General features: G+C 63.8%; 20 protein-coding genes, 2 pseudogenes and 1 riboswitch. Of the genes and pseudogenes, 9 read left to right on the top strand and 13 right to left on the bottom strand.

The genetic code is table 11. From position 1 onward, the window contains the following. Positions 1-132 precede the first annotated feature (132 nt). Positions 133-540: a hypothetical protein gene (locus tag ACCQ03_RS12395; RefSeq protein WP_209228663.1), complete on the bottom strand. Its 408-nt coding sequence runs from the start codon at positions 538-540 to the stop codon at positions 133-135. Positions 541-863: 323 nt separating this feature from the next. Here ACCQ03_RS12395 and ACCQ03_RS12390 point away from each other — a divergent pair, with 323 nt between their 5' ends. From ACCQ03_RS12390 to xopP, 3 genes and pseudogenes are all read left to right on the top strand, one after another. Next, complete coding sequence (locus ACCQ03_RS12390) at positions 864-1325, top strand: hypothetical protein (protein ID WP_057677417.1); 462 nt, start codon at positions 864-866, stop codon at positions 1323-1325. Between the two features lie 131 nt (positions 1326-1456). Beyond that, positions 1457-2182 carry an AraC family transcriptional regulator gene (locus ACCQ03_RS12385; RefSeq protein ID WP_057677416.1) on the top strand — a complete coding sequence of 242 codons (726 nt, stop codon included), beginning with the start codon at positions 1457-1459 and terminating at the stop codon, positions 2180-2182. A 711-nt stretch (positions 2183-2893) separates the two neighbouring features. Then, positions 2894-5031 (top strand): annotated as a pseudogene (gene xopP / locus ACCQ03_RS12380) (type III secretion system effector XopP). Between the two features lie 242 nt (positions 5032-5273). Here xopP and ACCQ03_RS12375 read toward each other — a convergent pair. The 6 genes from ACCQ03_RS12375 to raxX all read right to left on the bottom strand — a co-directional run bounded on the left by ACCQ03_RS12375 (position 5274) and on the right by raxX (position 15857). After that, positions 5274-6506 (bottom strand): type III secretion system effector protein, encoded by a 1233-nt coding sequence (locus ACCQ03_RS12375; protein ID WP_150147580.1) that lies wholly within the window; start codon positions 6504-6506, stop codon positions 5274-5276. A gap of 814 nt (positions 6507-7320) precedes the next feature. After that, complete coding sequence (locus tag ACCQ03_RS12370; RefSeq protein WP_150145666.1) at positions 7321-9429, bottom strand: catalase; 2109 nt, start codon at positions 9427-9429, stop codon at positions 7321-7323. A gap of 205 nt (positions 9430-9634) precedes the next feature. Beyond that, complete coding sequence (locus ACCQ03_RS12365; RefSeq protein ID WP_057677411.1) at positions 9635-10489, bottom strand: aldo/keto reductase; 855 nt, start codon at positions 10487-10489, stop codon at positions 9635-9637. 55 nt (positions 10490-10544) lie between these two features. Then, positions 10545-12179, bottom strand: coding sequence for a carboxylesterase/lipase family protein (locus ACCQ03_RS12360; RefSeq protein ID WP_209227350.1), 1635 nt, complete (start codon positions 12177-12179; stop codon positions 10545-10547). Positions 12180-12345: 166 nt separating this feature from the next. Then, the gene (gcvP, locus tag ACCQ03_RS12355) at positions 12346-15219 is read right to left on the bottom strand and encodes an aminomethyl-transferring glycine dehydrogenase (RefSeq protein ID WP_170922303.1); all 2874 of its coding nucleotides are present in this window, start codon (positions 15217-15219) and stop codon (positions 12346-12348) included. 90 nt (positions 15220-15309) lie between these two features. Beyond that, positions 15310-15424: riboswitch (glycine riboswitch) on the bottom strand. Positions 15425-15677: 253 nt separating this feature from the next. Further along, positions 15678-15857, bottom strand: a complete 180-nt coding sequence (gene raxX, locus ACCQ03_RS12350; protein WP_014089614.1) for a RaxX family RiPP — start codon at positions 15855-15857, stop codon at positions 15678-15680. 422 nt (positions 15858-16279) lie between these two features. Between raxX and raxST the strand changes: the two genes are divergently transcribed. From raxST to ACCQ03_RS12325, 5 genes are all read left to right on the top strand, one after another. Beyond that, positions 16280-17083 (top strand): RiPP modification sulfotransferase RaxST, encoded by an 804-nt coding sequence (gene raxST / locus ACCQ03_RS12345; protein WP_057677409.1) that lies wholly within the window; start codon positions 16280-16282, stop codon positions 17081-17083. Then, positions 17064-18407 carry an HlyD family secretion protein gene (locus ACCQ03_RS12340; protein WP_081022820.1) on the top strand — a complete coding sequence of 448 codons (1344 nt, stop codon included), beginning with the start codon at positions 17064-17066 and terminating at the stop codon, positions 18405-18407. Before raxST ends, ACCQ03_RS12340 begins: the two co-directional genes overlap by 20 nt. Further along, a complete protein-coding gene (gene raxB, locus ACCQ03_RS12335) occupies positions 18404-20560 on the top strand; it encodes a peptidase domain-containing ABC transporter RaxB (protein WP_057677408.1) in 2157 nt (718 codons plus the stop codon). Before ACCQ03_RS12340 ends, raxB begins: the two co-directional genes overlap by 4 nt. Before the next feature lie 279 nt (positions 20561-20839). Next, complete coding sequence (locus ACCQ03_RS12330) at positions 20840-22093, top strand: multidrug effflux MFS transporter (protein WP_057677407.1); 1254 nt, start codon at positions 20840-20842, stop codon at positions 22091-22093. Between the two features lie 16 nt (positions 22094-22109). Beyond that, the gene (locus ACCQ03_RS12325) at positions 22110-22514 is read left to right on the top strand and encodes a hypothetical protein (RefSeq protein WP_042821546.1); all 405 of its coding nucleotides are present in this window, start codon (positions 22110-22112) and stop codon (positions 22512-22514) included. A 162-nt stretch (positions 22515-22676) separates the two neighbouring features. Here the strand turns inward: ACCQ03_RS12325 and ACCQ03_RS12320 are convergent. The 6 genes and pseudogenes from ACCQ03_RS12320 to ACCQ03_RS12295 form a co-directional block, all read right to left on the bottom strand. After that, positions 22677-23299, bottom strand: a pseudogene (locus ACCQ03_RS12320) (DUF6615 family protein). A 26-nt stretch (positions 23300-23325) separates the two neighbouring features. Then, on the bottom strand, positions 23326-23991 hold the full coding sequence (locus ACCQ03_RS12315; RefSeq protein WP_170922302.1) for a hypothetical protein: 666 nt from the start codon (positions 23989-23991) through the stop codon (positions 23326-23328). Positions 23992-24001: 10 nt separating this feature from the next. Beyond that, entirely contained in the window at positions 24002-24250 is a 249-nt protein-coding gene (locus tag ACCQ03_RS12310) for a hypothetical protein (protein WP_057677406.1), read from the bottom strand. A gap of 1 nt (position 24251) precedes the next feature. Next, the gene (locus ACCQ03_RS12305; protein WP_209227352.1) at positions 24252-24455 is read right to left on the bottom strand and encodes a Ras family protein; all 204 of its coding nucleotides are present in this window, start codon (positions 24453-24455) and stop codon (positions 24252-24254) included. Beyond that, complete coding sequence (locus ACCQ03_RS12300) at positions 24452-24799, bottom strand: hypothetical protein (RefSeq protein WP_057677404.1); 348 nt, start codon at positions 24797-24799, stop codon at positions 24452-24454. Before ACCQ03_RS12300 ends, ACCQ03_RS12305 begins: the two co-directional genes overlap by 4 nt. Then, positions 24796-25158: a hypothetical protein gene (locus tag ACCQ03_RS12295; RefSeq protein ID WP_139790904.1), complete on the bottom strand. Its 363-nt coding sequence runs from the start codon at positions 25156-25158 to the stop codon at positions 24796-24798. Before ACCQ03_RS12295 ends, ACCQ03_RS12300 begins: the two co-directional genes overlap by 4 nt. Before the next feature lie 79 nt (positions 25159-25237). Here ACCQ03_RS12295 and ACCQ03_RS12290 point away from each other — a divergent pair, with 79 nt between their 5' ends. Continuing rightward, positions 25238-26209: an IS5 family transposase gene (locus ACCQ03_RS12290; protein WP_150147813.1), complete on the top strand. Its 972-nt coding sequence runs from the start codon at positions 25238-25240 to the stop codon at positions 26207-26209. Positions 26210-26608 lie beyond the last annotated feature (399 nt).

The following is a 26608-nucleotide window of genomic DNA, read 5'->3' as shown; positions in this document are numbered from 1 at the left end:
CGTTGCGGCTGGAATGCTAGCGAGCGGTTGTGCGCACTGCCAGAGGCACGCTGCCGTTATTCCACATCCCATCTGCCGTGCGTGCACTGCATTCTTCCCGGCGGTCCATGCCCACCTGACATCTGCTCGGTGCTAGCCGCGCTTGGCCAGCTGGCCTTCCACGATGTCCAGAATTTCCGACACCGCAATCCCGAACGAGCCGGCACGCCCGGCGTCGAACGCCGCCTTCCACTCGGCATACCCGGGCAGATAGGCCTGATTGGGCGTGCTGTCGCCGACATGTTCGGCAGCGCTGCGCTCCAGCGTCTGTGCAATGACCGGTATGTGCGGCAGCGTGTCCAGCGTCCCGTTGAGCATTCCCGCATGACGCACCTGGACGTCGCTGATGGTCACATGCAGGATCTGGCCACCCTGCGGATGCGTATCGATCTGGTTGATCAGCAACAGCGGCGTTTCGGCGGCACTGCGCCCGCGGCAGCGCCACAGCTGGCCGACTGCATACGGTGAAGACGTCGTGGTTGAAGCGTTGGCGATGGCCATCGAAAACTCCGCGAGCAAACCGCAATGATGCAGCTTGCGTGCGACGATGGCGACCGGCACGGCGGTGGGCGCGCTGGTATCGATGCCTCCGCCCGCGGTCGCAATGACCGATGCCGGCGACGACTATCGACCTGAAGCGTTGGCAGTTCCAACGACATCACGCGCACTGGATGAGCACGCTTGGCGTGAACCGGCTGCAACGCCGCCGTCCGGATCACGGGCCAATGCATCCCAAATGCGATTGCCGCAGCGCATCACAGGCATGTCAAACTAGCGCATCTTCCTCTTCCCAGTTCCCTGCCAGGACCGCAAGGACCGTTTGCATGCGCACGTCGTTCCGCCCCGCATTGTGGGCAATCGCCCTGATCTGCAGTCCCGCCCTGGGCGCCGCGTCGCGGCCCGCCGTTGCGCCTGCGCGCGCCCCGGTGGCGGCGGCTGCGTCGTCCGAGCTAGGCGGCGATGCGAGCGTGCCATTGCCGGCCGTGCTGAAATCCGGCATGGGGTATCGCGCGTTCGCCCAGGCAGTGATGGAGCAAGGCTGGCAGCTGGTGGATCCCCTTGCGGCCGATAGCTGCATGGCTGCTGGCGACTGTGAGATCGAGTTCATTGCGCCCGGCGGCAGCGCGCGGCTGCGCGTGCAGGTGGGCTCACAGGCCGGTGCGGCGGTGGTGCAGAGCTGGCGTGCGCGACAGGTGCCGCTGGATCGCATCGGTAACCCGACCGCTGCGGCGGGAGATGCCAAGCCTGCACCGGCGGCAGTGGACGCAGGCAACAACGCGCGCTGAGTCCTCCGGCCGCAGGCCGATCGCGCCTGCGGCGTATCATGTCGCGGCAGGGTCGGATCGTTTCGATCGCACACCTGGTTTGATGCGCTTTTCCCGGTCTCGAGCACCTTGCCCTGCATGAACCCTCTCGCATGAAGAGCATCGATCCTGCCGATCTTGAAGCGTTGTTCGATGCGGTGCCGGACGTGTTGTTCTTCGTCAAGGATCGCGAGGGCCGCTACACCCACGTCAACCAGACCATGCTGCGGCGGCTGGGGCTGAAATCGCGCAAGGACCTGATCGGCAAGCGTGTTGCCGAGGTCTATCCCAGCGGACTGGGCGCCAATTACGCCAATCAGGACGAGCAGGTGCTGGCCGGCGAGGTGATCGACAACCTGCTGGAGCTCCACCTGTTCGCCAACCGTGAGCCTGGCTGGTGCCTGACCTGCAAGCGGCCGTTGGTGGTGAATGGCAAGGTGCAGGGCATCATCGGCATCTCGCGCGATCTGGGCCCGCAGGACGGGCACGAATCGCAATACGAAAAGCTGCGACTTGCGCTGGCGTATCTCAACGCCAATTACGCGCAGAACGTCCGCATGCAGGCTCTGGTGGAGATCACCGGGTTTTCCATGTCCAAGCTGCAACGCTCGTTCCGCAAGGTCTTCCAGCTCACGCCGCAACAGGTATTGGCCAAGCTGCGCCTGCAGATGGCGATGCACCTGCTGCACGGGAACAAGAGCCTCACCGAAATCGGCCACGCGTGCGGCTTCAGCGATCAAAGCGCGTTCGCGCGGCAATTCAAGCAAGCGGTGGGCATGACGCCGCGCGAATATCGTGCATTGGCGAATGCGCAGCAGTTTTCAGCCGAAACAGTGTAGATGCGGGGCAATCTCAACGTGCCTGCACGAGACGTGAGTTGAGCCTGAATTATCTTGAACTGCCTGATGAGGTGCTTCAAACAAGCGCCCTGTTGCGCGCCGATACCGCGTTGCGCGCCTTGCAAAGGGGCAGCCCATGCAAGGCCCTTGCCTCGTCTCGACGCGCCACAGGATGCTGCGCAGTCACCTCAAAGTCCATGACACGCTCCCAAGGGCGTCGGATGCGGTAACCGGTATTGATAGGTGCACAAATGATCGGGGAGCTGCCTTGATCGCGTTGTCTGGTCATTGAATAAAGGCGTGCGCAGCCGGGTGTCTTCGTATCAGTCACCAAGCATTCGCGCGGCATGCGAACAGCGCAGCGTTCGGTGGTTTACTACGGCGGCGATGTCAGGCATATCGACAAGCGAGTCGGTCGAGTTTCTTATGTTGAAACGGCAATACGTATTCGCTGCGCACGTCACGTGTAATTGAACGATGAAAAATATCGGTTTCATCAGCGAGCGACGCAGGCACTGCAATATGCAGCACGATAAGGCAGACGGATCGCGCACCATGCATAGGTGACGCGGCGACTGCTCTACGCATCGGCAACACGCTTCGCTGCCCGCTCGCTAGGTTTGGTGTGCGACACCCTCACGTTCCATGCAGATGTCGTGACGGGGGGATATCAGAATGCCGTGTGCGAGCGGCCATATCGGAGGATGCACCGTGCCTAAGATTGGATCGACCAAGCAGGCCTCACCGGATCCCGCGCAATTGATTCAAGCCGCATCGACACCATCGGGCTCGGGAGCGGCCACCAGCGCGCCTGCCGATAGCGTGACGGTCTCCGCGCAACTCGGCGGGCTTGCGGTCAGGCCGCAAAGACTGGGCCGGGCCTCCAGAGCCAATCCTCCGGCGGCATCCAATGCCCAGGACGTCATGGCGGCGCTCTTTGCCGGGCCGTCCGTCCCGCAAAGACCAGATCCCTTCGAGGTATTGAGCAGGGCCTCGTCCAGGCTGCGACGCTTCAACGATTTGACCAAAGAATTAGCGCCGACCGAAACATCGGATATCAGGGTACTGGAAGCAAGACTCCGGTCCGGAACGTCCGCGATCGAATCGGGTCGACAAGCATTGCAGGCGCTGGCCGAGCTGAAGATCCAAAAACGTATGCCGCTTGCCGGCATCGCAGAGCATGAGAATTACGTGGTGTCGCATCTGGCCGTGGCTGCATCCCTTCACTACGGTTCATGCGAGCAGATGCTCGAGCGGAAACTGATCAAGGAATTGGGCCATGTCCCCAATCAAAGGGCCGAGTTGGTGGTGTTGTCCGCCGACGCCATCCGTCAGCAGCAACCGGAACCATGGCTTGCGTTGCGCGCGCATCTTCTTGATGCCCTTGCAGCCATGGAAGAGGTTTGCCAGCGCGTCAAGTCGCCGATGACGGGGCTGAGGCCGTCCGATGCGCTCAGGAACAATCTGCCGGTCGCGAGGGCGATGATGGGGTCGTGCCATGAGCGGATGCAGACCGTCCGCGGGATACTCGTCGAAATACACTCGAAGAAACTTTACGATCAGGCCTACCAGTACGGCCTGTTCGAGGTGATTGACCGGCTGAGAGAGCTCGAAGAAATCGACAGCCTTCGCCATGCCGAGGTGGGTGAAGCGCTCAGGCATGTGGTCGAGGTCCATCTCGAATGCATGTCCTCGACCGGGCACTCGCTGACACCGGAGAGGCTGGCCATGTACAAGAGCGTGGTCGTCGACTACGCCGAGATGCGCGGCCGAGCAGGGATGCAGCTGTGTGTGGATGCCGCCGCGCTCATCGAGGAAGGGGGGCATGCCAGGGATCATCTATGGGCAACAATGTTCGATCTTGCACAGGCGCTAACCGACCAACGCCAAGCGATCGTTGACATGTGCCAGTTCGCCGTCCAGGACAGACAGCTGATTGGCGCGGCAGTGGCTTCGCCCGAACAGCGACCGGCGTCGCTCACCACAAGCGTGCCGACAACGAGCGCAGGCAAATCGAGCAGGTCACGTAAGACGCGCACGCGCACGCCTGATGTGTCCAGCTGGCGGCAGCGCCCGCGCAGCGGGTCGTCGATGAGCGCAGCGCTGCGCAAAAGCAGGCCGACGAGGTACTGAGAAGCACACGCTTGGAGACGTTGCCAGTGGCAGAATTCGGCGGCGATTTCATCGCGCTTGCCAAGCGCCTTGGCAAGGACACCGTCGACGTAGAGCGCCTCATCGGCGACTCCAGACATGACGCGGCGACGGCCTTCGATTTTGCCAGGACCCGCATGCAGGGCTGGTTCGGATCGAGTGAGCGCTTGCTGCAGCTCAAAGGCAAGCTCCGTGCAGGCGACGAGCGCATCGAACAACTCGACACGCGGCTGCGTCTTCTCCAGAGGATCGAGCAAGATTTCGAACGGCGCGAAGCCGATGCGCTCAAGACCGATCCGCAGCCACGCGCGCTGCATCTGGAGCGCCTGTTGGCCATGAATGGACTGGCACGCGTCACGGCGCCGAACCTGCTTCGTTCAGAGGGCGACCGTGGCGACCGTGGCAGACTATTCGAAGTGCGTATCGAGCACACGCCGCAGTCCAATGGAGACAATCCTGCGCCCTGGTTCGTCCACATACATACCGACAAATCGGTGACTTCCGCTGGTGTGCGCGCGCTTCACTACAAGGAGTTGACCGCCGTCCACCTGAAGACGGCCAGGGAGGTCAACCTAGGCGCACGCTGGGAAGAGGTGATGCGCGCCCTCGGCAATACCGGCGCCAAGGTGCACCGGGCAACCATCGGCTCCAAGCTGCTTGGCCAGCTTTTGGTGGCTGGTGCTGGTGGGCACCAGTAGAAAGGGCACTGAGTCTGTCCTCTCCAAGCAAAGAGATCCCCGCAGCAAAGGTCTCGGAGCTGCACGAATCACTTAACGTGACTGGCCAGTTGCAGCGGGCCTGGCAAGGACCTGCGACCGGTAAGCATCTGAGAGAGGCGATCCGGCAGGCGGGGAGCTTGGGGTCTGTTTGTATGCCAATGCCTCGCAGGAAGAAAGCCGGTCTAAAACGCCCTAGCCAGTGAACGCGCTGGTCGCAGCCGTCATTTCCGGGATGTTTGAACCACGTTGTTGAGGAAAGAAGAATTGCGTGCCAACACCTGGTTCACCAGCGCGGCATCGGGCATCCAACCTGCGGCAGACATGCCTTTCAATTGATCGCCCAACGAACGCAAGGACGCCGTGGCGGAGTTCACGTCGAGCGCGGCGTACCACTGCTTGACCATTTCCACTTCGGGCCTGGCTTGCCCGTCAAGCGCCTCGCCTATGGCCTGGATGACCATGGCATGCACGCTCTTCAGGCCTGTCGCATAACGATCGCTCATCACGCTTTTATGAAGCAGCACGTCCAGCGCGCTTGCCGGGGCCCGAATGACGTCTCCCCAACCATGCCGAAAGCGTGGATCTGACGGCACATCCTGCTCCCGATCGTAGCGAAAGCCGGTCACGTCGATGCTGATGACCTTGTGGCGTGCATCTTCCCCGGAAACGACCAGCATATTGTCCGGGCCAAGATCAGACGCTTCACCCAGGGTCAGCCTGACCAGCAACGATGCGAACAGCCCGTCCAGACCGTTGTGGCGCAGTGTGTCGACCAATGCCTGTTTGCCTGCACGGAGATTGACCGGATCGTTAATCCGCGCAAGCAGCGCGCGGTCTTCGGCCAGTTCATCCGCCTGCGCACCGCTGTCGGGCGCGGCGCTTTCGACACGGGCAGCGGCTTGCTTGGCCTGTGCAAGCGAAACCTCAGGCGGCAGAAACGCTTTAGTCAGGAACGTGTCCAGCGGCTGTGCATCATGGATGAGTCGCGAGGCGATCAAGGCGTTGCTGGGCAGTGTCAGCAGCGATGAGTCCGGAATGTGTTGCCGCGACAGATAGCATTCCTGCAGCGCATTGACCAGATCCTGGGCGGCAGCGACGTTGATGACGTCGAACAGGATGGGGATGCCAAGGGGATTGCGTAATCGAGGATCAGCGGCCACCAGGCTGTCGTGAATCCTGCAGACATCGTCGATATCCAATGCCCCTGTCTTGGCCTTTTCCGCCATTTCTTTGCCTTTTTCGGTATCGAGAAAGGCATGGAAGGCCAGTGTCAGCCGTTGCTGCGTGGCCTGCTTGTCTATGGCGCCTTCAAGCAGCCTGGCTGCAGAGCCAACGATGTAGCCCAAACGCTTGGTGGCCTTCTCGACTTGCCCTTTCGCGCAACAGGCCACTGCTTGACCCAGCAGGCTTCGCGAAATTCCGGTTTTGACGAGGTGTTCCTGGCCATCGAGCATCCCGACCATGCCAACATCGCTGCCTCCCAATGTCGCCTTGGAGCGCGAGAAGACGACAGCACTTCCAGACAGGCGCATCGGTTCATGGCCGCCAATGCCGGCCTTGGTTGAGAGAAACGCGACAGGCCGCATAACCGAGAATATGGGCTTATCCGGCCGGTTTACGCCGGGAGCCGAGGCAGGCGCACGTATGCTCCTGGTGCACGCGGTGTCCGGCGTCATGCAATCGGGCGCGGGGGCTGCGCCGGCCCGAGCCATGCTGCGGCGTGGCGTTAGTCCAGCCAATCGTGCGTCAGTGCCATGTTGCCGATCGTCGGCCGTTGCCGGGTCGCGTGGTAACGCCGCGTCATCGGTCGCAGGGAGCGGCAAGCTTGCTGCACCAGAGGTCGGGGTGATACGGGATTCCATACCGTGCTCCAATAACCAGCGGCACATTTTGCAATGTGGCCAATTCCGAGCAACTCCATTTGGCGTAATCGTCATCCGGTAAGCGAATATCGACCGAGCGTCATCATCGACGTTATCCGGACACGACACACGCGGCCTTGGACGCGCGCGACATGTAAAGTCGCTTGCGTCAGGGCCTTCTATCGCGGCTTGTCGCGAACATCGCGTGGATGCTCATGCTGCTTGCGCTATCGAAGCTTCGGCTAAAACAAAACAATCGACGCCTGCCGTGGGAATGGCGCGCCGTACTTGCCGCTACTCCGCAAACGCGTGGTAGCGGCGAAAGCCGAGGGACGTAGCGCTCCAGTGCAGCCGGTGTGCCGTCCCTCGGTTTTAACCCGGGTTATTGGAGCTTCCCTGGGTGCGGTTACGCCAGCATGCGCACCTTCGGCTCGCGTGCCCATTGGCGGGTTTTTGCTGCGGTGATGAATGCCTTGGTATCGGCAGCGGGAACGACGCCCGCATCCTTGCCCACGTTGCCGGCCTTCAACAACACCTGCGCGCCTTCGTCGAACGCGATGGCCTTCAGATGCGCCCAGGCAAAGCTCACGAAATCCAATGCCGCCGATTCACGTGTCAGCAGTTTGGCCGCCTCCGAGGACAGCAGCACCGCCACCGCATCGAAGACCACCGAGGGCGTGCCCGCCAGTTGCCCATCGGCGGCCAACTGCTTGCCGTCGCTAAGCTTGGCGCCGCCGAGTTTCGGCGCAACGATCTTGACCGTCGCGCCTGCAGCTTCGGCCGCCTTGCGAACTGCCTTGATTGCCGCTGCGTCCGAGCCATCGTGAATCAGGATGCCCACCGTGCGCCCTTTCAAGGTGTCCTTCATCTTGCCGATGACCTGCAAGGCAGGCGAGAGCGGCATGTCGATCGGCGCCACTGCCGCCGGCGGTGCTGGCGGCAGGGCGGTCATGCCCATGCCATCGGCCACACGCTGCGCCAGCTCCTGGTCGATGTGGCGCAGATGCCCCACGATGGCCTCGCGCACGTAAGCGGTCTCCACCTTCGACAGTTCGAACACCAATGCCGAGGCGATATGCGCCTGTTCCGGTGCGGTCTGGCTGCGGAAGAATAGGCGCGCCTGGCTGTAGTGATCGGCGAAGCTTTCTGCGCGTACGCGGCCCTTGGCACCTTCTTCGGCAGGAGTTGCGTGGCTGGGGAAGCCACGCAGCGCTTCACGCGGCGCATCGGCCTGCAGCGAGCTGGGCTCATAGGCGACGCGGCCCTTGGGCACGCCCATCTGCATGTGACCATCGCGCTGGTTGTTGGCGAACGGGCACTTGGGCGCGTTGACCGGAATCTGATGGAAATTCGGCCCGCCCAGACGGCTCAGCTGCGTATCCAGATACGAGAACAGGCGGCCTTGCAGCAGCGGGTCGTTGCTGAAGTCGATGCCGGGCACGATGTTGGCCGGGCAGTAGGCAACCTGCTCGGTTTCGGCAAAGAAGTTGTCCGGCCAGCGGTCGAGCACCATGCGGCCGACGATCTGCAACGGCACCAGCTCCTCGGGAATGACCTTGGTCGAATCCAGATGATCGAACGGGAACGTTGCTGCCTGCGCTTCGGTGAACAACTGCACGCCGAGTTCCCATTCGGGGAAATCGCCGTTCTGGATCGCTTCGAACAGGTCGCGGCGGTGGAAATCCTGATCGGCGCCGGCGATCTTGACCGCCTCGTCCCAGATGGTCGATTGCAGGCCCAGCTTGGGGCGCCAATGGAACTTGACGAAGGTGCTTTCGCCCTTGTCATTGAGGAACCGGAAGCTGTGGATGCCGAACCCTTCGATCATGCGTAGCGAGCGCGGGATGGTGCGGTCGCTCATCGCCCACATCACCATGTGCATCGATTCGGGTGTCAGCGAAATGAAATCCCAGAACGTGTCGTGCGCGCTGGCAGCCTGGGGGAAACCACGGTCCGGCTCCATCTTCACCGCATGAATCAGGTCCGGGAATTTCATCGCATCCTGGATGAAGAACACCGGGATATTGTTGCCGACCAGATCCCAATTGCCTTCCTTGGTGTAGAACTTCACCGCGAAGCCGCGCACATCGCGCGGCGTATCCACCGAGCCGGCGCCACCTGCGACAGTGGAAAAACGCGTAAACAACGGAGTTTTTTCGCCAACCTCGGTAAAGATCTTGGCGGTGGTGTACTGGCTCAACGACTTGGTGAGTTCGAAGTAGCCGTGCGCGGCACTGCCGCGCGCATGCACGATGCGTTCGGGAATGCGTTCGTGATCGAAGTGGGTGATCTTTTCGCGCAGGATGAAATCTTCCAGCAACGTCGGGCCGCGCGGCGTGGCGCGGAGCGAGTTCTGGTTGTCACCGACAGGAATGCCCTGGTTGGTGGTCAGTTGCGGGTGCGTGCCGCCTGCCTTCTGGTGCAACTCATCGCCAGTACCGCGCGACCCATCGACGGTGGCGCTGACAGGTGCAAGGGCAGGGACCTGCGCGGATTTGCTGGGGGACTTGGCCATGGAAACTCCACTGTGGCGGGCTTGGGATGCGGGCTGAGCCATAAAGCCTGGGAGTGGCGCTGTTAATTGCATGTGTCTGCTTGCGAACGAAAACTCACATACGTCGCAAACATTGCGCGACGTCGCAGTTGCATGTGTTGCATCGATCACGCCACGCGCGTCGCCACGCAGATGCGCAAACAAGCGGGCGCGACCTTGCTGAGTCTTACAGAAGATCGAGCGGCTGTTTGCGCGTAGGCGGCGCGAAGGCGCGATCGATCTCGGCAAGATCGTCTGCGTGCAATTGCAGCGTGCACGCCGCGGCGTTGGCACGCACATGCGCCGGCGTTCCAGATTCGGGAATGGCGATGACATTGCCGCTGTGGATCGCCCACGCCAGCGCCACCGCGGTGGCTGCAACGCCGCGACGCTCGCCGATGGCGTGCAGGACCGGATGATCCAGCAACGAGCGGCTGCCAAGCGGCGAATACGCCATCACCACCACCTCGTGCGCGGCGCACCATGGCAGCAGGTCGAACTCGATGCCGCGGCTGCCGGCGTGATACAGCACCTGGTTGACCAGGCAGCGCGAGCCGCCATCGATTGCCCAGAGCTCTTCCATGTCATCGACATCGAAGTTCGATACGCCCCAATCGCGGATCTTGCCGGCATCGCGGAGCGCTTCGAACGCATCCACCACTTCGGCCAGATCGCTGCCGCCACGCCAGTGCAGCAGATACAGATCCAATGCGCGCACGCCCAGCCGTTGCAGGCTGGCTTCGCAGGCGCGGGCAATCCCGCGTGCACTGGCATTGCCGGGCAACACCTTGGACACCACGTAGGGCGGTTGCGTGCGGCCGATGGCCTGACCGATCAATTGCTCGGCGCGCCCATTGCCGTACATCTCGGCAGTGTCGATCAGCTGCATGCCCAATTGCTGACCGAGTTGCAGCGCTTCAATTTCCTGCTCGGGCGCATGCCGGCCCTGGCCCAGGTTCCAGGAGCCCAGACCTAACGCAGGCACGTGACGCCCGTTGCGCAGGCGCACCTGCGCGCAGGAGGATAAAGACGATTCGGACATGATGGGCTCCTGTCTTGTTGGAATGGGTGACGGCCGCATCACACCGGTGGCCTTGTCACTGCGACGATGGCTGCACCGATGTTGTCGCAGTGTCTGCACGCGCATCCCAGAATGCACATCGATGACGCTGCACGAAGTCGGGCGTGGCGCCGATCCTGTGCGGCGACAGCGTCAGCGGCGCGTCGCCATCAAAGCGCGGCCACGGCGGCCGCCCGCTACCGTTGGGATCGCCGGTGCGCGCGAATGCACCCCAGTAATCCTGCAGCGTATTGGCAAACGCGTGCTGCGCCGGACTGAACTGCGCCTGGCCACTGAGTACCCACGGACGCTGAAACAGATACACCAGTTCGGCGGCATGGAAAGCGCCCAATGCAGGCGAAAACGGCAGGCGTAACAGACCGTACGGCGCGTGCGGGTCGTCGAACTCGTAGGCGTACACCGGCGCATGCGTGCGCAATGCCTGCCCCAGCCGGCGTGCGGGGCAGGCGAAGCCGCCATCAGTCACGATGTCGGCGAACGCTTCCCAGCGCGATTGCGCGGCAACGGCTGCATATTGCGTCAGGACCGGGGCAGGCGAGGCATGCATGCGTTGTACGCGCGCTTCGTATCCGCTGCGCAGGTTGAGCTTGCCGATGTAGGACAGCAGTTGCGCAAACAAGCGCCCTTCGTCGCGATTGGTGCCGAGCAGTACCGGCACCTGCGCATGCTGGCCGCTGGCGATTGCCGCGGCCGGTGGCAGCGGCAATGCCTGGCCACCGGACATCGGCGCCCACGCGTCGCTGCCGGTCAGGCCACGCCGCTGGGGTGCTGCATCGGCCAGCCTTTCGGCCGGCAATGCGCGCAGGCAGGCGGCCACATCGCGCGTGCGCGCGCAACCCACGCGTTGCGCCATGCGTACGCCGCCACTTTCTGCCTCGCGCTGCGGCACGCTGGAATCGCTCGCCAGGCAACTGCCGCTTTGCAGGATGGCGCGTTGAAACAATCCCGCCGCGCCGGGCGAAGCGAGCTGATAACAGATGCTCCATGCACCGGCCGATTCACCGAACACGGTGACATTGCGCGCATCGCCGCCGAATGCGGCGATATTGCCCTGCACCCAGCGCAAGGCCGCCTGCTGGTCGAGCAATGCATAGGCGCCTTCGCCTTCGTCACGCAGGCCTGGATGTGCGTAGAAACCGAACACGCCCAGCCGATAGTTGGGTGCCACCACAACGACATCCTGGCGTGCAGCCAACGCGCTCAGGTCGTAGTCGACATTGCTGCCCAGCTCCAGCGCGCCGCCATAGATCCACACCATCACCGCGCGTGGATGCGCAGGTGCCGGGCCGGGCGGTGCGTAGACATTGAGCGTGAGGCAATCTTCGGAAACATGCTTCTGCCCGAAGCGATAGCGCGGCAGGCCGGCCGGGCCGGCCTGGGTGGCGTCGCGGACCTGGGTCCATGCGGCTGGCGGTTGCGGTGCGCGAAAGCGCAGTGCACCTACCGGCGGCGCTGCGAACGGCACGCCCAGGAACGCGCGACCCTGTGCACTGGCCACCCCGCGCACCGGGCCGGCTGTCGTCTGCACCACCTCTGCACGCGCATCGGGCGCGTGCACCAGCGCCGGTACCTCGCCGGGGCGGCGCGGTGCGCAGCCAACCAGCAGGCAGGCTGCCAACAGGGCGGCAGCAAGGAAGTTCGGTTCACGCATGCGCCAGGGTCTGCTGTGGAATGAGAGCGTCCGCCATCATCCTGGTGGCACGTGTAGGCCAGGAAAACGGCTGGCAGTGCGATGGCATCTGGGCATTCAATCGCAGCGCAATAAAAAACCCAGCCGCGTTACCGGCTGGGTTGTGTTGGCCGTCGCGGTGCGGCGATCAGGCCTCGGCGTCTTCCTTGTAGGCATCGACCGGGATGCACGCGCACATCACGTTCTTGTCGCCGTAGACGTTGTCCACGCGTGCCACCGGCGGCCAGTACTTCTGCTGCTTGAGGCTGGGCAGCGGGAAGGCGGCCAGTTCGCGCGGGTAGGCATGCGTCCACTCGCTGGCCGAGACCTGGGTTGCGGTATGTGGGGCGTGCTTGAGCGGGTTGTCCTCGCGGTCCAGGCGGCCGTCTTCGATGGCGCGGATCTCTTGGCGGATCTGGATCATCGCGTCGATGAAGCGGTCCAGTTCGTGCTGCGATTCGCTTTCGGTCGGCTCCACCATCAGCGTGCCGGCGACCGGAAAGCTCAGCGTCGGTGCGTGGAAGCCGAAGTCGATCAGCCGCTTGGCGATGTCTTCGGCGCCGATGCCGCTGGTCTTCTCCAGCGGGCGTACGTCGAGGATGCATTCGTGCGCGACCAGGCCATTGCGGCCGGTGTACAGCGTCTTGTAGTGCGGTGCCAGGCGCTTGGCGATGTAGTTGGCGTTGAGCAATGCCACTTGCGTGGCCTTGCGCAGACCGGCGCTGCCCATCATGGTCACGTACATCCAGCTGATCGGCAGGATCGAGGCCGAGCCATAACTGGCAGCGCTGACCATGCCGACGTCGCCTTCGCCGCCGAGCGTCTTCGGCAAATACGGGGCCAAGTGCGACTTCACCGCACACGGGCCCACGCCCGGGCCGCCGCCGCCATGCGGAATGCAGAAGGTCTTGTGCAGGTTGAGGTGCGACACGTCCGAGCCCCACTTGCCGGGCTTGGCCACGCCGACCAGCGCGTTCATGTTGGCGCCATCGGTATAGACCTGGCCGCCATGCGCATGCACCGCTTCGCAGATCGCCACCACGTCTTCTTCGAACACGCCGTGGGTGGACGGGTAGGTGATCATCAGTGCGGCCAGGCGATCGGAATATTTTTCCGCCTTGGCGCGGATGTCGTCCACGTCCACGTTGCCGTTGGCATCGCACTTGGTCACCACCACGGTCATGCCGCACATCTGTGCGGAGGCCGGGTTGGTGCCGTGCGCCGACTCGGGGATCAGGCAGATGTCGCGATGGCCTTCGCCGCGTGCGCGGTGATAGGCGCGGATCGCCAGCAGGCCGGCATATTCGCCCTGCGCGCCGGAGTTGGGCTGCAGGCTCACCGCGTCGTAGCCGGTGCACTCGACCAGCATCGCTTCCAATTCTTCGATCAGCTGCGCGTAGCCGGCGGACTGTTCGGCCGGTGCAAGCGGATGGATCGCTCCGAACTCCGGCCAGGTCACCGGAATCATCTCGGCGGTGGCGTTGAGCTTCATGGTGCAGCTGCCCAGCGGGATCATGGTGCGATCCATCGCCAGGTCCTTGTCGGCCAGCGAGCGCATGTAGCGCAGCAGTTCGTGTTCGCTGTGATGGGTGTTGAATACCGGGTGGGTCAGGAACGGGGTGGTGCGCAGCAGGCCCTGCGGCAGGGCATCGGCGGTGGCGGCATCCAGCGCGTCCACATCGGCCGTGGCACCGAACAGCTGCGCCAGCGCAACCACGTCGGCGCGGGTGGTGGTTTCGTCCAGGCTGATGCCCACCGCTTCGCTGTCGATGGCGCGCAGGTTGATGCCGGCCGCACGCGCACGGGCGTGGATGGCATCGGCATCGATCGCCTTGACGTGCAGGGTGTCGAAGAAGCGCTCGCCCACGGTGACGCCGGCGCTGCGCAGTGCGGCGGCCAGGATCGCCGCCAGGCGATGGGTGCGGCGCGCGATGCGGGTCAGGCCGTCGGGGCCGTGGTAGACCGCGTACATCGACGCCATCACCGCCAGCAGCACCTGCGCAGTGCAGATGTTGGAGGTGGCCTTTTCGCGGCGGATATGTTGCTCGCGGGTCTGCAGGGTCAGGCGATACGCCGGGTTGCCGGCGGCATCGATCGACACGCCGATCAAGCGGCCCGGCATCGAGCGCTTGTAGGCATCGCGGCACGCCATGAAGGCGGCATGCGGGCCGCCGAAACCGAACGGCACACCGAAGCGCTGCGAGTTGCCGACCACGATATCCGCACCCCATTCGCCCGGGGCGGCGATCAAGGTCAGCGCCAGCAGGTCGGTGGCCACCGCGACCAGGCCGCCTTGCGCGTGCACGGCCTCGGCCAGTGCAGCGTGATCGCCGATATGACCGAAGCTGTCCGGGTACTGCAGCAGCACGCCGAAGCACTCGGCCTGCAGCGCTTCTTCCGGCGTGCCGACGCGCAGCACGATGTCCAGTGGCTCGGCGCGCGTGCGCAGCAGTTCCAGCGTCTGCGGGTGCACCGCGTCGTGCACGAAGAAGGTGTTGGACTTGGATTTGGCCGAACGCTTGGCCAGCGTCATCGCCTCGGCCGCGGCGGTGGCTTCGTCCAGCAGCGAGGCGTTGGCGATCTGCATGCCGGTGAGGTCGGCGCACAGGGTCTGGAAGTTGATCAGCGCTTCCATGCGGCCTTGCGAGATTTCCGCCTGGTACGGCGTGTAGGCGGTGTACCAGGCCGGGTTCTCCAGGATGTTGCGCAGGATCACCTTCGGCGTGTGGGTACCGTAATAGCCCTGGCCGATGAAGTTGCGATACACGGTGTTCTTGTCGGCGATGGCGCGGATCTTGGCCAGCGCTTCTTCTTCGGTGATCGCCTCGGGCAGCGCCAGCGGCGCCGGCGACTTGATGTTGCCCGGCACGATGGCATCGGTCAGCGCATCCAGGCAGGCGTGGCCGACCACGTCCAGCATCTGGGCGATTTCCGCGTCGTTGGGGCCGATATGGCGTTCGACGAACGCGCTGTGGTGTTCGAGGTCGCGCAGGGAAGACGGGGTCTGGGACATGGCGGGCATCCGGAGCAGAGGGCATGCGAAAGGTCGGAAGCACCACGACCGGTCTGACGCGCATGCGCGCGCCACGACCTGCCGCAGCGGCGGTCTTCCTCGCGCCCCTCTGTCCTTTTGCCTGAGAGTTTAGGAACGCGGCATGGCACCTGGCCTGCCTGCATTCCGTGCCCCTTCGGCGCCGGCCGCGGCCGGTCTCTCCAGAGTTGTGTTGAAGATGGTATCGGGCCTGAGCGATTACGGGCTGTTGCGCCTTCGGCAGCGGCAGTGCCGCTTCTCCCACCGTGTTGCCTGGCTAGTATAGCCAGCGCCCGGCCGCTTGGCGAAACGCTTTTCGGCGGCATGAAATGCCGGAGGCCGGGCGAGTCGCCTCGTCCGGCCTCCGGGGTTTGAGCGGCCGCTGTTCCCACCGCTACCGGGCGGTCCGGCAACGGCAGCGCCCGCTCGCTCCTGCCCGCGCAGGCGGATCAGTGGTGCCCGTTCTTGGGCGGCGGATCGTGCTTGGTATTGGCGCCCGGCGGGGGATAGTCCCCACCGCCGACATGCTTCCACAGACGCTGGTCCAGGGGCTCCAGCTGGCCCTTGGCCCCGGCGGGCCGCTGCAGCGCTTGCGCACCATTGGTTGGCGATTTTTTCGACAGATTCATGTTGACGTCCTCACGGGTTTTCCCTTCGTACGCAGCGTCACGCCGCCCGAAGGGACGACTGCGTGACCGCCTCGGCCATCTGCCCGTTGGCCGGTGAGGCGACAGTGGTCGCCGGACCGCAGAGCCGGGGACAGCACCATGCGATCCAGCGTGCGCGGGTGCCGTTGCGACCCAGGGCCGGCGCACGACGCTGTGTGCGCGGTAACGAACGTCGCATCCGCCAGGTGAGTGCCGGCACGTGCCGATGTGATGCCGGTCACGGCAAGCGCTCCCGACCACCCGGTCGGAGCGCTGGCATTCGCAAAGCGCAGCGCCTTTGCGCAGCGTGTCCGCGTGTGCAGTGGCACGCGATGCAGGCTTGGCCGGCGATGCGTCTCGCCGGCATGCCGCCGCCGACCAGCATTGGATAGGGGAGGCGCGAGGTGGACTACCATTTCATTTCCGGGCTGCCGCGGGCGGGCTCGTCCTTGCTGGCCGCGTTGCTGCGACAGAACCCGCACGTGCACGCCGATGTCACCTCGCCGGTCGCGCGACTGTACGCGGCGATGCTGATGGGCATGAGCGAGGAACATCCTTCCAACGTGCAGATCGATGACGCACAGCGGGTACGGCTGCTGCGTTCGGTCTTCGACGCCTATTACCAGGATCGCCAGGGGCTGGGCACGGTGTTCGACACCAATCGCGCCTGGTGCAGTCGCCTGGCAGGGCTGGCGACGCTATTTCCGCACAGCCGTGTCATCTGTTGCGTTCGCGATGTTGGCTGGGTCGTCGATAGCTTCGAGCGCCTGGCGCAGACCCAGCCGCTGCGCTTGTCGGCGTTGTTCGGCTACGACCCGGAAGACTCGGTCTCGATGCGCGCGGACCTGCTGACCGCACCGCGCGGCGTGGTGGGCTATGCGCTGGATGGGCTGCGCCAGGCGTTCTACGGCGAACATGCCGATCGACTGCTGCTGTTGCGCTACGACACGCTGGCGCAACGGCCGGCGCAGGCGATGGAGCAGGTCTACGCTTTCCTGCAACTGCCGGCGTTCGCGCACGACTATGCCGGTGTCCAGGCCGAGGCCGAACGCTTCGATGCCGCGTTGCAGATGCCGGGCCTGCATCGCGTCCGTCGCGGGGTGCAGTACGTCCCCCGGCGCAGCGTGTTGCCGCCGGCGCTGTTCGAACGGTTGCAGGAGCTGGCCTTCTGGGAACGCGGGCCCTCGCATGGAGCCCTGCTGGTATGAGCAGGCGCGTGGCTTGGCAGCACACGGCGACGCGGCAGCACCGAGCAGGCAGGCAGCACGGGCGGGCGTCGGCGGCCGCCAGCGGATGACGACCCTGTTCCGACGCGAGGCGGTGGACTACCGGCAGCGCAGTCGGCTCGGGCCGGTGGTGCTGCGCCAGCATGGCGCGCTGCGTTGGTGCGTAGGCCTGCTGATGACGACCGTGATCCTGCTGCTGGTCGGATTCTTCCGCCTGGGCTTCGCGCGCAGCGAGACCTTGTATGGCACGGTCGTCCCGGCGGGCGGACTGATCGCCGTCACCACACCGCAGTCGGGCGTGGTGGTGCAGGTCGGCGCCGCGCAGGGCCAGCGCGTCGCTGCGGGCCAGCTGCTGTTCGTGTTGTCGGCCGAACATCGCGACGATCGCGGGCGGCCGACCCAGCGCGCTGCTGCGGTGCTGGCCGAACAGCAGCGCCTGGCCGTCGAGGCGATGGCGCAGTTGCGTGCCCAGGGGCGCGTGCAGCAGCAGGCGGCTGCGCGGGCGCTGGCCGGCCTGCGCGACCGCCTGCAGCAGATCGACGCCGAGCTGGACTTGCTGCGCCATTGGCAGCAACTGACCCAATCGATCGAGCAGCGTTACCGCACCGCGTTGACGCGCGGCCTGGTCAGCCAGCAATTCGTCGATGAGAAACAGGCCGACGTGCTCGACCAACGCGCGCATACCCTGGAGCTGCAGCGCGAGCGCATGGCCTTGGCCGATGCGCTTGCGCAGGCCCAGGCCGAGGTGCAGCAACTGCCATTGAGCGTGCACCAGCAATTGGCGATGGCCGGTGCCGGCCTGCAGGAGGATCGGCGTGCGGCGATCGAGCAGGCGGCCGCGTCGCGTTGGGAAGTGCGCGCGCCGCGTGCCGGGCGGGTGGCGCTGCGACCGCTGCAGCGCGGGCAGGCGGTCGCGCAGGGGCAACGGCTGGCCGATCTACTGCCGACGTCGATGGCGACCGAGGTCGTGTTGTATGCGCCCTCCCGGGCCGCCGGGCTGATTGGGCCCGGCATGCCGGTGCAACTGCGCTTCGACGCCTTGCCCTACCAGCATTACGGTCAGTTTGCCGGGCAGGTGGTCGAGATCGCCGCCGCGCCCGAACCGCCGCGTGTCGACTCCACGTCGGCGAGCGAACCGTTATACCGCGTGCGGGTGCGCCTGGCCGGGGATGCCGCGCTGCGTGCAGGACGCACCGCGGTCCTGCGACCGGGTATGCGCGTGCAGGGCACGCTGGCATTGGAATGGCGGCGCTTCTCGCAGTGGGCCTTCGAGCCGCTGTCCAGCTTGCACGGTACGCTGCGATGAGCCGCTGGCGGGCGCAGTTGCGTCGCGCGTCCGCCGTGCGTGGCTTGCCGATGATCCTGCAGGGCCAGGTCGGCGAATGCGGATTGGCCGCCATGGCCATGATCGCCCACTATCACGGTTGCCACATCGGCCTGGCCGAGCTGCGCCACCGGTTCCTGCTGTCGCGGCAGGGCACCAACCTGGCCAATCTGGTGGCGATCGCGCAGGCGCTCGGTCTGCAGGCGCGCGCGTTGCGGCTGGAAATGGACGCGCTGCCGGAGTTGCAGCTGCCCTGCATCGTGCATTGGGATCTCAATCATTTCGTCGTGCTCAAGCGGGTGGGCGCCCGTCGTCTGCAGATCCACGATCCGGCCAGCGGGCCGCGGAGCCTGACGCCGGGCGAATTCGCCCGGCATTTCTCCGGGATCGCGCTGGAACTCAGCCCGGCCGCCGACTTCCGTCCGCAAGCTGCGGCGCCGGCAGTGGCGTTGTCCTCGTTGATCGGTCGTGTCCACGGACTTGGACGTGCGGTCTGGCAGGTGCTTGCGTTGGCATTCGCGCTCGAGGTGCTCAGCCTGGGCATGCCGTTCCAACTGCAGTGGATCGTCGATCAGGCGGTGCCGTCGGCCGACATCGGGTTGATCCATGTCCTTGGCGCCGGGTTCCTGTTGCTGGTGGTCCTGCAATCCTGCATCGCCCTGCTGCGCGGATGGCTGATCGCCAGCGTGTCGGCACAGCTGGGTTTTCAATGGATGGGGCAGGTGTTTGCGCACCTGCTCGCGCTCCCATTGGCGTATTTCGAGAAGCGTCACCTCGGCGGCATCCAGTCGCGCTTCGCCTCGATCGTGCAGGTGCAACGCACCTTGACGACCGGATTCACCCAGACCCTGGTCGATGGCGTGCTGGTGATCGGCACCCTTGGCCTGATGCTGGTCTACAGCGTCGGCCTCAGCGCGATCACGCTGGTGGCGGTAGCGCTGTATGCGGCGACACGCTGGCTGTGGCTGCGGAGGATGCGCGAAGCCGCCGCCGAGCAGTTGTTGTGGGACGCGCGCCAGCACACCCACCTGCTGGAGAGCGTGCGCGGCATCCAGGGCGTGCGGCTGTTCGGGCGCCAGCAGGTGCGGCGCATGGACTGGACCCATCTGCTGGCCGAACAGACCAATGCACAACTGCGCCTGGCGCAGGGCGAGGTCTGGCAGTCGTCACTCAAGCGCCTGCTGTTCGGATGCGAGCGGGTGCTGGTGATCTGGCTCGCCGCGTTCGCGATCCTGCGCGCAGAGCTTTCGCTGGGCATGCTGCTGGCATTCATGGCCTATCGCGAGCAGTTCGCCATGCGCTTGTCCGAGCTGATCGATCGGCTGGTGGAGTTCCGCCTGTTGCGCGTCCATCTGGAGCGGGTGGCCGACATCGTCCACCAGCCGCGCGAGGAGGCCGATCAGCGCATCGATGCGCCGGCCTGGAACGACACCACCATCGAACTGTGCGGCATCGGCTTCCGCTACGCCGACGATACCCCGGCGGTGCTCGAAGACGTCAGCGTGCACATCGCCAGCGGCGAATGCGTGGCCATCACCGGCGCGTCCGGGTGCGGCAAGACCACCTTGGTCAAGGTGATCCTCGGGCTGCTGAAACCCAGCGTCGGACACGTAAAGATCGGCGGGCGCCCGCTGAGCGAGGCGGCGCTGACGCACTATCGCGCCATCGTCGGCACGGTGATGCAGGACGATCTACTGTTCACCGGATCGGTCAGCGAAAACATCAGTTTCTTCGACCCGGAGCCGGACCAGGCGCAGGTCGAACGTTGCGCGCGCATCGCCGGCGTGCATCAGGAGGTGGAGCAGATGCCGCTCGGCTACGCCTCGTTGTTGAGCGAGGCGGGTAACGGGTTGTCGGGCGGGCAGCGGCAACGCGTCTTGCTGGCACGCGCGCTGTACAGGTCGCCACGTATCCTGGTGCTGGACGAGGCGACCAGCCATCTGGACGTGATGAACGAGCAGCGCGTCAATCGCGCAATCCAGGCAATGCAGGTCACCCGGATCATCGTGGCGCATCGGCGCGAAACTGTCGGCATGGCCGCGCGCGTCATCACCCTGGAGCAGGGCCGGGTGGTGAGCGATCAGCCGATCGCCGATTGGCAGCGGCTGCAGGAGCGCTCCACCGCAGCCGACTGATCGCTGCCGTTGGGCACTGGGCGCCGAGCACTGCCGGCGCCGTCATTGTCAGGTGTGCGGCCGCTCGGTTGGGCAGGATGACGATGCGGTGCCAGGATGAAGCGGACGCGGCTGCGATTTGCATGCCTGCGTGCCGCGCATGCGCTCCATCGCTGGCCGCATGCGGTGGCAGTTGGCGTAAAGTGTCGGCTTCTTTGCCCCATGCCTGCCGCTGCGCTCGTTGGCCTGACCACCGCTGCCGGTGCCTGCGCGTGGGGAGTCCTCCGGATACCGTTGCGCATGACTTCTGCTGTTCCCTCCACCCGTCGCATGGCGCTGCTGCTGGCCGGGCTGGCGATGTTCGGCCCGTTTTCGATCGACACCATCTTCCCGGCGTTCTCGCAACTTGGCCGCAGCCTGGCGGTGGACCAGGTGGCGATCCAGCAGACCATCAGCGTCTATCTGCTGGCGTATGGCCTGATGAGCATCGCGCACGGGCCGTTGTCCGATGCCTGGGGCCGCAAGCGGGTGATCCTGGGCGGGCTGGCCTTGTTTGTCGCCGGTTCGATCGGCTGTGCGTTGTCGCAAGACTTGCCCACGCTACTGGCGTTCCGCGCGCTGCAGGGCCTGTCGGCCGGCGTGGGCATGATCGTCGGGCGGGCGGTGATCCGCGACCTGTTCCATGGCCCTGACGCACAGCGGCTGATGAGCCAGGTGTCGATGATCTTCGGGATTGCGCCGGCCATCGCGCCGATCATCGGCGGCTGGATCCTGCTCAGTGGCGCCGGCTGGCCGTTGATCTTCTGGTTCCTGGTGGTGTTTGGCCTGGTGCTGCTCATCGCAACCCTGACCTGGCTGCCGGAGACCCACCCGGTGGAGGCGCGCACCCCGCTGCAGTTCAAACGCCTAATGCAGGATTACGTGCGCATCGGCTTCAATCCGCGCTTCCAGCGCCTGGCCGCGGCCGGGTCGTTCAATTTCGCCGGCATCTTCCTCTACATCGCCTCGGCCCCGGTGCTGATCATGCAGCACCTGAAGCTGGGCGAAGGCGATTTCGCCTGGCTGTTCATTCCCACCATCGGCGGCATGACGCTGGGCTCGTTCCTGTCCGGGCGCATGGCCGGGCGCATGCAGCCGGTGCGGCAGATCCGCATCGGCTTCATCTGCTGCGGCGTGGCGGCACTGGCCAATCTGGCCTACACCTTTGCGGTTGCGCAGATCGCGCTGCCGTGGGCGGTGCTGCCGATCTTCCTGGCCGGCATGGGCATGGCGTTGATCTTTCCGATCCTGGCGCTGGCGGTGCTGGACATGTACCCGCAGCAGCGCGGCCTGGCGTCGTCGCTGCAGGCCTTCACCCAGTTGATGACCAATACGGTGGTGGCCGGGGTGCTGTCGCCGCTGCTGAGTGAACATCCGCGGCATCTGGCGATCGGCATGACCGGCTTTTTCTTGCTGGGCTGGCTATTCTGGCGCTGGGAGCGCCGCAGCGGCCGCCGTCTACGGCACCGCCAGGCCACCGAGGCAGTGCCTCTGGAGCCGGCCGACCACCTCTGACCTCACAGGAGCCTGCATGTCCACCGATTCCAAGTTGCGCCGTGATGCCCGCAAGCGTGCCGCCGAGCGCCAGCGCAACCAGGCCGCCGCCAATCCCGCGCCGGTGTCCCCGATCGAACCGCATGCCGAACTCCGCGACCAGCAACGCACGCTATTGGCCGGCATCGTCCGCCGCGACGGCGAATGGGTGCTGGGAATGGATGGCCGCATCGCCGGCGAAAGCACCAGCGCCGCGCAGGTGCTGGCGCTGATCATGCGCGCGGCCGAGTTGCACGAACGCCAGGGCACCCCGGTGCGGCTGACCTACTCGGACGCCCTCAAGGACGCCGCGCATGCCGAGGCCCGTGCCGACGGTATGGAGTTCGAGCAGTTCAAGACCAAGTTGAGCGAACGGTTGCAGGGCGGCACCAAGCTCAATTGAGCTTGGCTGCGGCGTAGTCCCGTGTTTCGCTTACTCCGAAGACCGATGCTCGATCCACACAGGACATGCAAGACTGAAAATCAACAGGAATGCACGAAACCCTATGCGCCAACCAAGATGGCGAATGTCTCCTGGACCGGCGCTACGGCCTGCCTTATTGCCTCAGGGAAACATTCCGAACCAGGGGCCGATGTTAAGTTCCTTGCGTGACATGAGGGTTTGGAACGACAGGGTTTTTTCTTTTTGCCCTGCGCGCAGTCCGCTGCTTTCGATAAATGCGGACAGCATGTATGCGTTGACGCAGGTGCATCCTAAGAATTTTTCCCGGGATTCCATGTTGGGGATCATCGAATTGTAGAGCACGTAGTACGGGATCGCATCGATGTTGTGGGTAGTGCCCAGGACGTTGGCGGCATCGATCAGTGCCGCCATCTGCTGCAAGTTGAAGGTGTAGGACATGACTCCGATGCTGCGTACGACATCCAGCCGTTTTGCCTGGATCAGGCAGGCATTGCGGTCGCCGTATCGCCACATCCAGTCTGCGCCATATTCTCCCTCGAGGTGAGCGCCTTGAAAGCTGGTCGTGACCAGCGGTAGCTGATTTTCAAGCGCGAGCTGGTTGATCGTGGTGAGGTTGACCGAGGTGATCGCGTCTTCGCGGATCATCTCGCCCAGGTTGGCCGAGCCGGCCATGATGTTCCAGGTCCATACGGATTGCTGCATCAGGATTTCGCTGATTTCCATGTCTTGCTCCGATGATTGTTGAAGTAATGCGCGTTGAACACGGCGATGACGGGGGCGAGTGATCGAATCAGGATTCGGTAACTTGTTTAACCAGCCAGTAAATTTCCCTGACGGTCTGTAGTGCGATGGTCTGGCTTTCCGCTCGCACGGTTTTCAGTGGAAGGCCATTCGGCAGCGACATTCCCGGAAACAGCACGATCGGAACGCCATTGTTTTCGGTGGACAACGGCTTGGGTTCAGGTACGTCGGCAAAGCTACGTCTGATCAATGCAACGATCACGCCCAGCGCCGCAAGCGCCAGCGCTGCGATCAAGGCGACCAGTAACTTGATCGGAGGCAGTGGAATCTTCTCGATCAGGTTCGCGATGAAAATAACGGCAATCAGGCATTCCAGATTCAATGGGCAGTTCAATACCTGGACCATCTGGATCTGCACCAACTGCCCGGCCTGCTGCACGAATTCCACCTCGTATGGCGTTCCATTCACCTGGATCGGAACCGTTACTTGGCGACGCGCCAATGTATTGTCGGTTGCCCGGTAGTTGATCTTGGTCAGGCCCGTCGCGATCGGTGACGGATCTTCGAGCAACAACCATCGGGTGTCGTAAGAGGCAATCCGGACCTGCGTGGCGTTTGCCTGGACAAGAAAAAAACAGTGCGTGTCCGCTGGCTGCGATTGCGGGTACTGCTTGTATGCGGTCGGGAAAGCCACCACCAGCACCTGTGCCGGCAATGGCCGACTCCTACTGTTCGATCGCTCCATGTGCGAGCCCGACCTCGACAGCTGCTGCGTTGGTTGCCTCGTACGCCTCCAGCCCAAGCACGATCGCACCTGCGCTCAAGGCCAGAGAGCCAAAGATCAAGGGCGATGGTTCGTCCTGCAGCACTTGGGTCATCAGTGCATATGCTGCCTGCGCGCTCGGGATCGCGGTGGCATTCAGCGCGGCGGCAGCCGCGAGCGGAGCTGTCACGATCGAACCCTTCGCAGTCACGCTATTTCTCCGGCATTGGCGGCAGGTTGTAGAGCTGGCGAATGCGGTTCAAGACCTTGTTGTTTTCCTCGGTGAGGATGCGCATCTGTTCGTCTGCATTTCCATCAACGCCCAGCAGTGCGACGTTGGTGGCGACCTTGGTCATCGAATCCGCGATCTCGTTCACGGCCTGCCCAAGTTGCTCGATGGATTCCGGTTGGGTCATGTGGGCGCTCCTTCTGATGGCAATGTTGTGGTGGCAGATTGGTGTTGCTGGTCCATCTGGAAGTCCGGGCTGCTGGTGGCCAGCTGGGTGACGACCGTTGAGTTGATGTACGTGTTGCACGCAGAAAACGTATCGGGGCCGAATATCGCATCCTTCGTACTGCTACCGACGGTCGTCGAGGCCGTAGTGGTTATCACGCCCGTTTCGCGGTGTCTGATCACGTAATATGGCTGAGGCAGTAGGGCAGCCTGCATGCCGCTGAGCAGGCGACCCTCCATAAGTGCCAGGACCTGGCTGTTGTAATGCTCCATCGACGTACCGGCATCGTCAGGCTTGTCGCTCATGCCGACACCACGGGTTTTGCCGGCGTATGCATTGACTTCAGTGTTGCTCTTAGGTCGAGCAGGCTTTGTGCCATGCCATTGGATGTCAATAACGAGCCAGTTGACCTTGCATTTATGGGGTCCGAGGCTTGTACGCCGTTGACAGCCTTGGCAAGGATGGATTGCCGCAATCGATTGGATGCGTCCTGATGAACGATCTGGGTCTTGGCAGAGAGATCGCTGCTCGCCACCTGATTGGCGTAAGCAAGCATTGAGATAAGTGCGCCTTGCTGTGAGATGGCCAAACCACTCAAAGCGGTGGAGGAAAGAATTGGATCTGATGTAGATGGAATGCCATTAACTGTGATTTCAATTTCCATGAGCGATCACCTTAGGGAAACTCTGAACAATCCATCGTGATCTGCCACAATCGATCAACGACCCGAGTAGACGATTTCGATGCAGCTGACCTTCGGCGACGCGGAGTACAACGGCAAGCGCAAGCGGACGCGGCGTGAGGTGTTCTTGGCCGAGATGGACCAGGTCGTGCCGTGGAAGGACCTGCTGGCGCTGATCGAGCCGCACTACCCGAAGTCGGGGCAGCCGGGGCGACAGCCGTATCGGCTGGAGACCATGCTGCGCATCCACTTTTTGCAGCAGTGGTATGCACTGAGCGATCCATCGGCGGAAGAAGCGCTGTACGACACGGTGTCGATGCGCCGTTTCGCCAAGATCGGCGGGCTGGATGAGGTGCCGGACGAGACGACGATTCTCAACTTCCGCCATCTGTTGGAGCAGCACGATTTGGCGCGCAAGCTGTTCAATCGGGTCAACGCGCACCTGTCGCGCAAGGGGCAGAGCTTGCGCGGCGGGACGATCGTGGACGCCACGATCATCGCTGCGCCCAGCTCGACCAAGAACAAGGATGGCGAGCGCGATCCGGAGATGCACCAAACCAAGAAGGGCAACCAGTACTACTTCGGGATGAAGGCGCACATCGGGGTGGACGATGACTCCGGGCTGGTGCACCACGTGGAGTGCACGGCGGCCAACGTGGCCGATATCACACAAGCGCACAAGCTGCTGCACGGCAAGGAGGACACGCTGTGCGCGGACAGCGGCTACACCGGGCTTGAGAAACGCGAGGAGATGAAGCGCAAGCGCAAACTGCGCTACCTGATCGCGGAGAAGCCCTCGAAGCTGAAGCAGATTAAGAACAAGCGCGAACTGAAGTTGGCCAAGCGCTGGGAGCACACAAAAGCCAGCCTGCGTGCAAAGGTGGAACACCCGTTTCGGGTGATCAAGCGCCAGTTTGGCTACGTCAAGGTGCGCTATCGCGGTTTGGCGAAGAACACCGCACAGATGCTGATGCTGTTTGCGCTGTCGAATCTGTGGCTGAAGCGCAAAGAGTTCATTACCGCCGCGGGGTAGGTGCGCCCGTAATCGGGACGATACCCCGAAAAAGCGCCAAAAACGGCGAAAAACCGAGGATCTGAGCGCGGTCACCGCGACCGATATGGCTTACCACATCCTCCGATCGCGTTGTTCAGACCTTCCTTAAGGGCCTACACCAGACAGACCTCAGCGAGCTCGTCCTATGCAACTTGCCCCAGACGAGCAACCATATCCCGTCAATTTAGCTCAGCAAAGAAATTGATCCATCGCAGCACACCTAGGGCAGTTTGCGTGACAGGCAGCGAAATTTCTCAACTGCCAAAGAAAGTCTTCATTTCCGGGCGCGATACGCAGACTAAAGAATGCGGTGCAGATCACAGAGAAAACGGCTATCGATCCACTTTCACCCATCTAAATTCAATTGAGCTTGCGACA

Source organism: Xanthomonas sp. NCPPB 3569, from assembly GCF_041475645.2.
Lineage (GTDB): Bacteria > Pseudomonadota > Gammaproteobacteria > Xanthomonadales > Xanthomonadaceae > Xanthomonas > Xanthomonas phaseoli.
The sequence above is the reverse complement of the archived record's forward strand: the minus strand, read 5'-3'. Positions and strand labels throughout refer to the sequence as shown.

Excerpts from the sequence above, each read along its gene's own strand:
- ACCQ03_RS12395 (WP_209228663.1), bottom strand. The coding sequence starts at position 540 with ATGGCCATCGCCAACGCTTCAACCACGACGTCTTCACCGTATGCAGTC.
- ACCQ03_RS12390 (WP_057677417.1), top strand. The coding sequence starts at position 864 with ATGCGCACGTCGTTCCGCCCCGCATTGTGGGCAATCGCCCTGATCTGC.
- ACCQ03_RS12385 (WP_057677416.1), top strand. The coding sequence starts at position 1,457 with ATGAAGAGCATCGATCCTGCCGATCTTGAAGCGTTGTTCGATGCGGTG.
- ACCQ03_RS12375 (WP_150147580.1), bottom strand. The coding sequence starts at position 6,506 with ATGCTCGATGGCCAGGAACACCTCGTCAAAACCGGAATTTCGCGAAGC.
- ACCQ03_RS12370 (WP_150145666.1), bottom strand. The coding sequence starts at position 9,429 with ATGGCCAAGTCCCCCAGCAAATCCGCGCAGGTCCCTGCCCTTGCACCT.
- ACCQ03_RS12365 (WP_057677411.1), bottom strand. The coding sequence starts at position 10,489 with ATGTCCGAATCGTCTTTATCCTCCTGCGCGCAGGTGCGCCTGCGCAAC.
- ACCQ03_RS12360 (WP_209227350.1), bottom strand. The coding sequence starts at position 12,179 with ATGCGTGAACCGAACTTCCTTGCTGCCGCCCTGTTGGCAGCCTGCCTG.
- gcvP (WP_170922303.1), bottom strand. The coding sequence starts at position 15,219 with ATGCCCGCCATGTCCCAGACCCCGTCTTCCCTGCGCGACCTCGAACAC.
- raxX (WP_014089614.1), bottom strand. The coding sequence starts at position 15,857 with ATGAATCTGTCGAAAAAATCGCCAACCAATGGTGCGCAAGCGCTGCAG.
- ACCQ03_RS12340 (WP_081022820.1), top strand. The coding sequence starts at position 17,064 with ATGGAGCCCTGCTGGTATGAGCAGGCGCGTGGCTTGGCAGCACACGGC.
- raxB (WP_057677408.1), top strand. The coding sequence starts at position 18,404 with ATGAGCCGCTGGCGGGCGCAGTTGCGTCGCGCGTCCGCCGTGCGTGGC.
- ACCQ03_RS12330 (WP_057677407.1), top strand. The coding sequence starts at position 20,840 with ATGACTTCTGCTGTTCCCTCCACCCGTCGCATGGCGCTGCTGCTGGCC.
- ACCQ03_RS12325 (WP_042821546.1), top strand. The coding sequence starts at position 22,110 with ATGTCCACCGATTCCAAGTTGCGCCGTGATGCCCGCAAGCGTGCCGCC.
- ACCQ03_RS12305 (WP_209227352.1), bottom strand. The coding sequence starts at position 24,455 with ATGACCCAACCGGAATCCATCGAGCAACTTGGGCAGGCCGTGAACGAG.
- ACCQ03_RS12300 (WP_057677404.1), bottom strand. The coding sequence starts at position 24,799 with ATGAGCGACAAGCCTGACGATGCCGGTACGTCGATGGAGCATTACAAC.
- ACCQ03_RS12295 (WP_139790904.1), bottom strand. The coding sequence starts at position 25,158 with ATGGAAATTGAAATCACAGTTAATGGCATTCCATCTACATCAGATCCA.
- ACCQ03_RS12290 (WP_150147813.1), top strand. The coding sequence starts at position 25,238 with ATGCAGCTGACCTTCGGCGACGCGGAGTACAACGGCAAGCGCAAGCGG.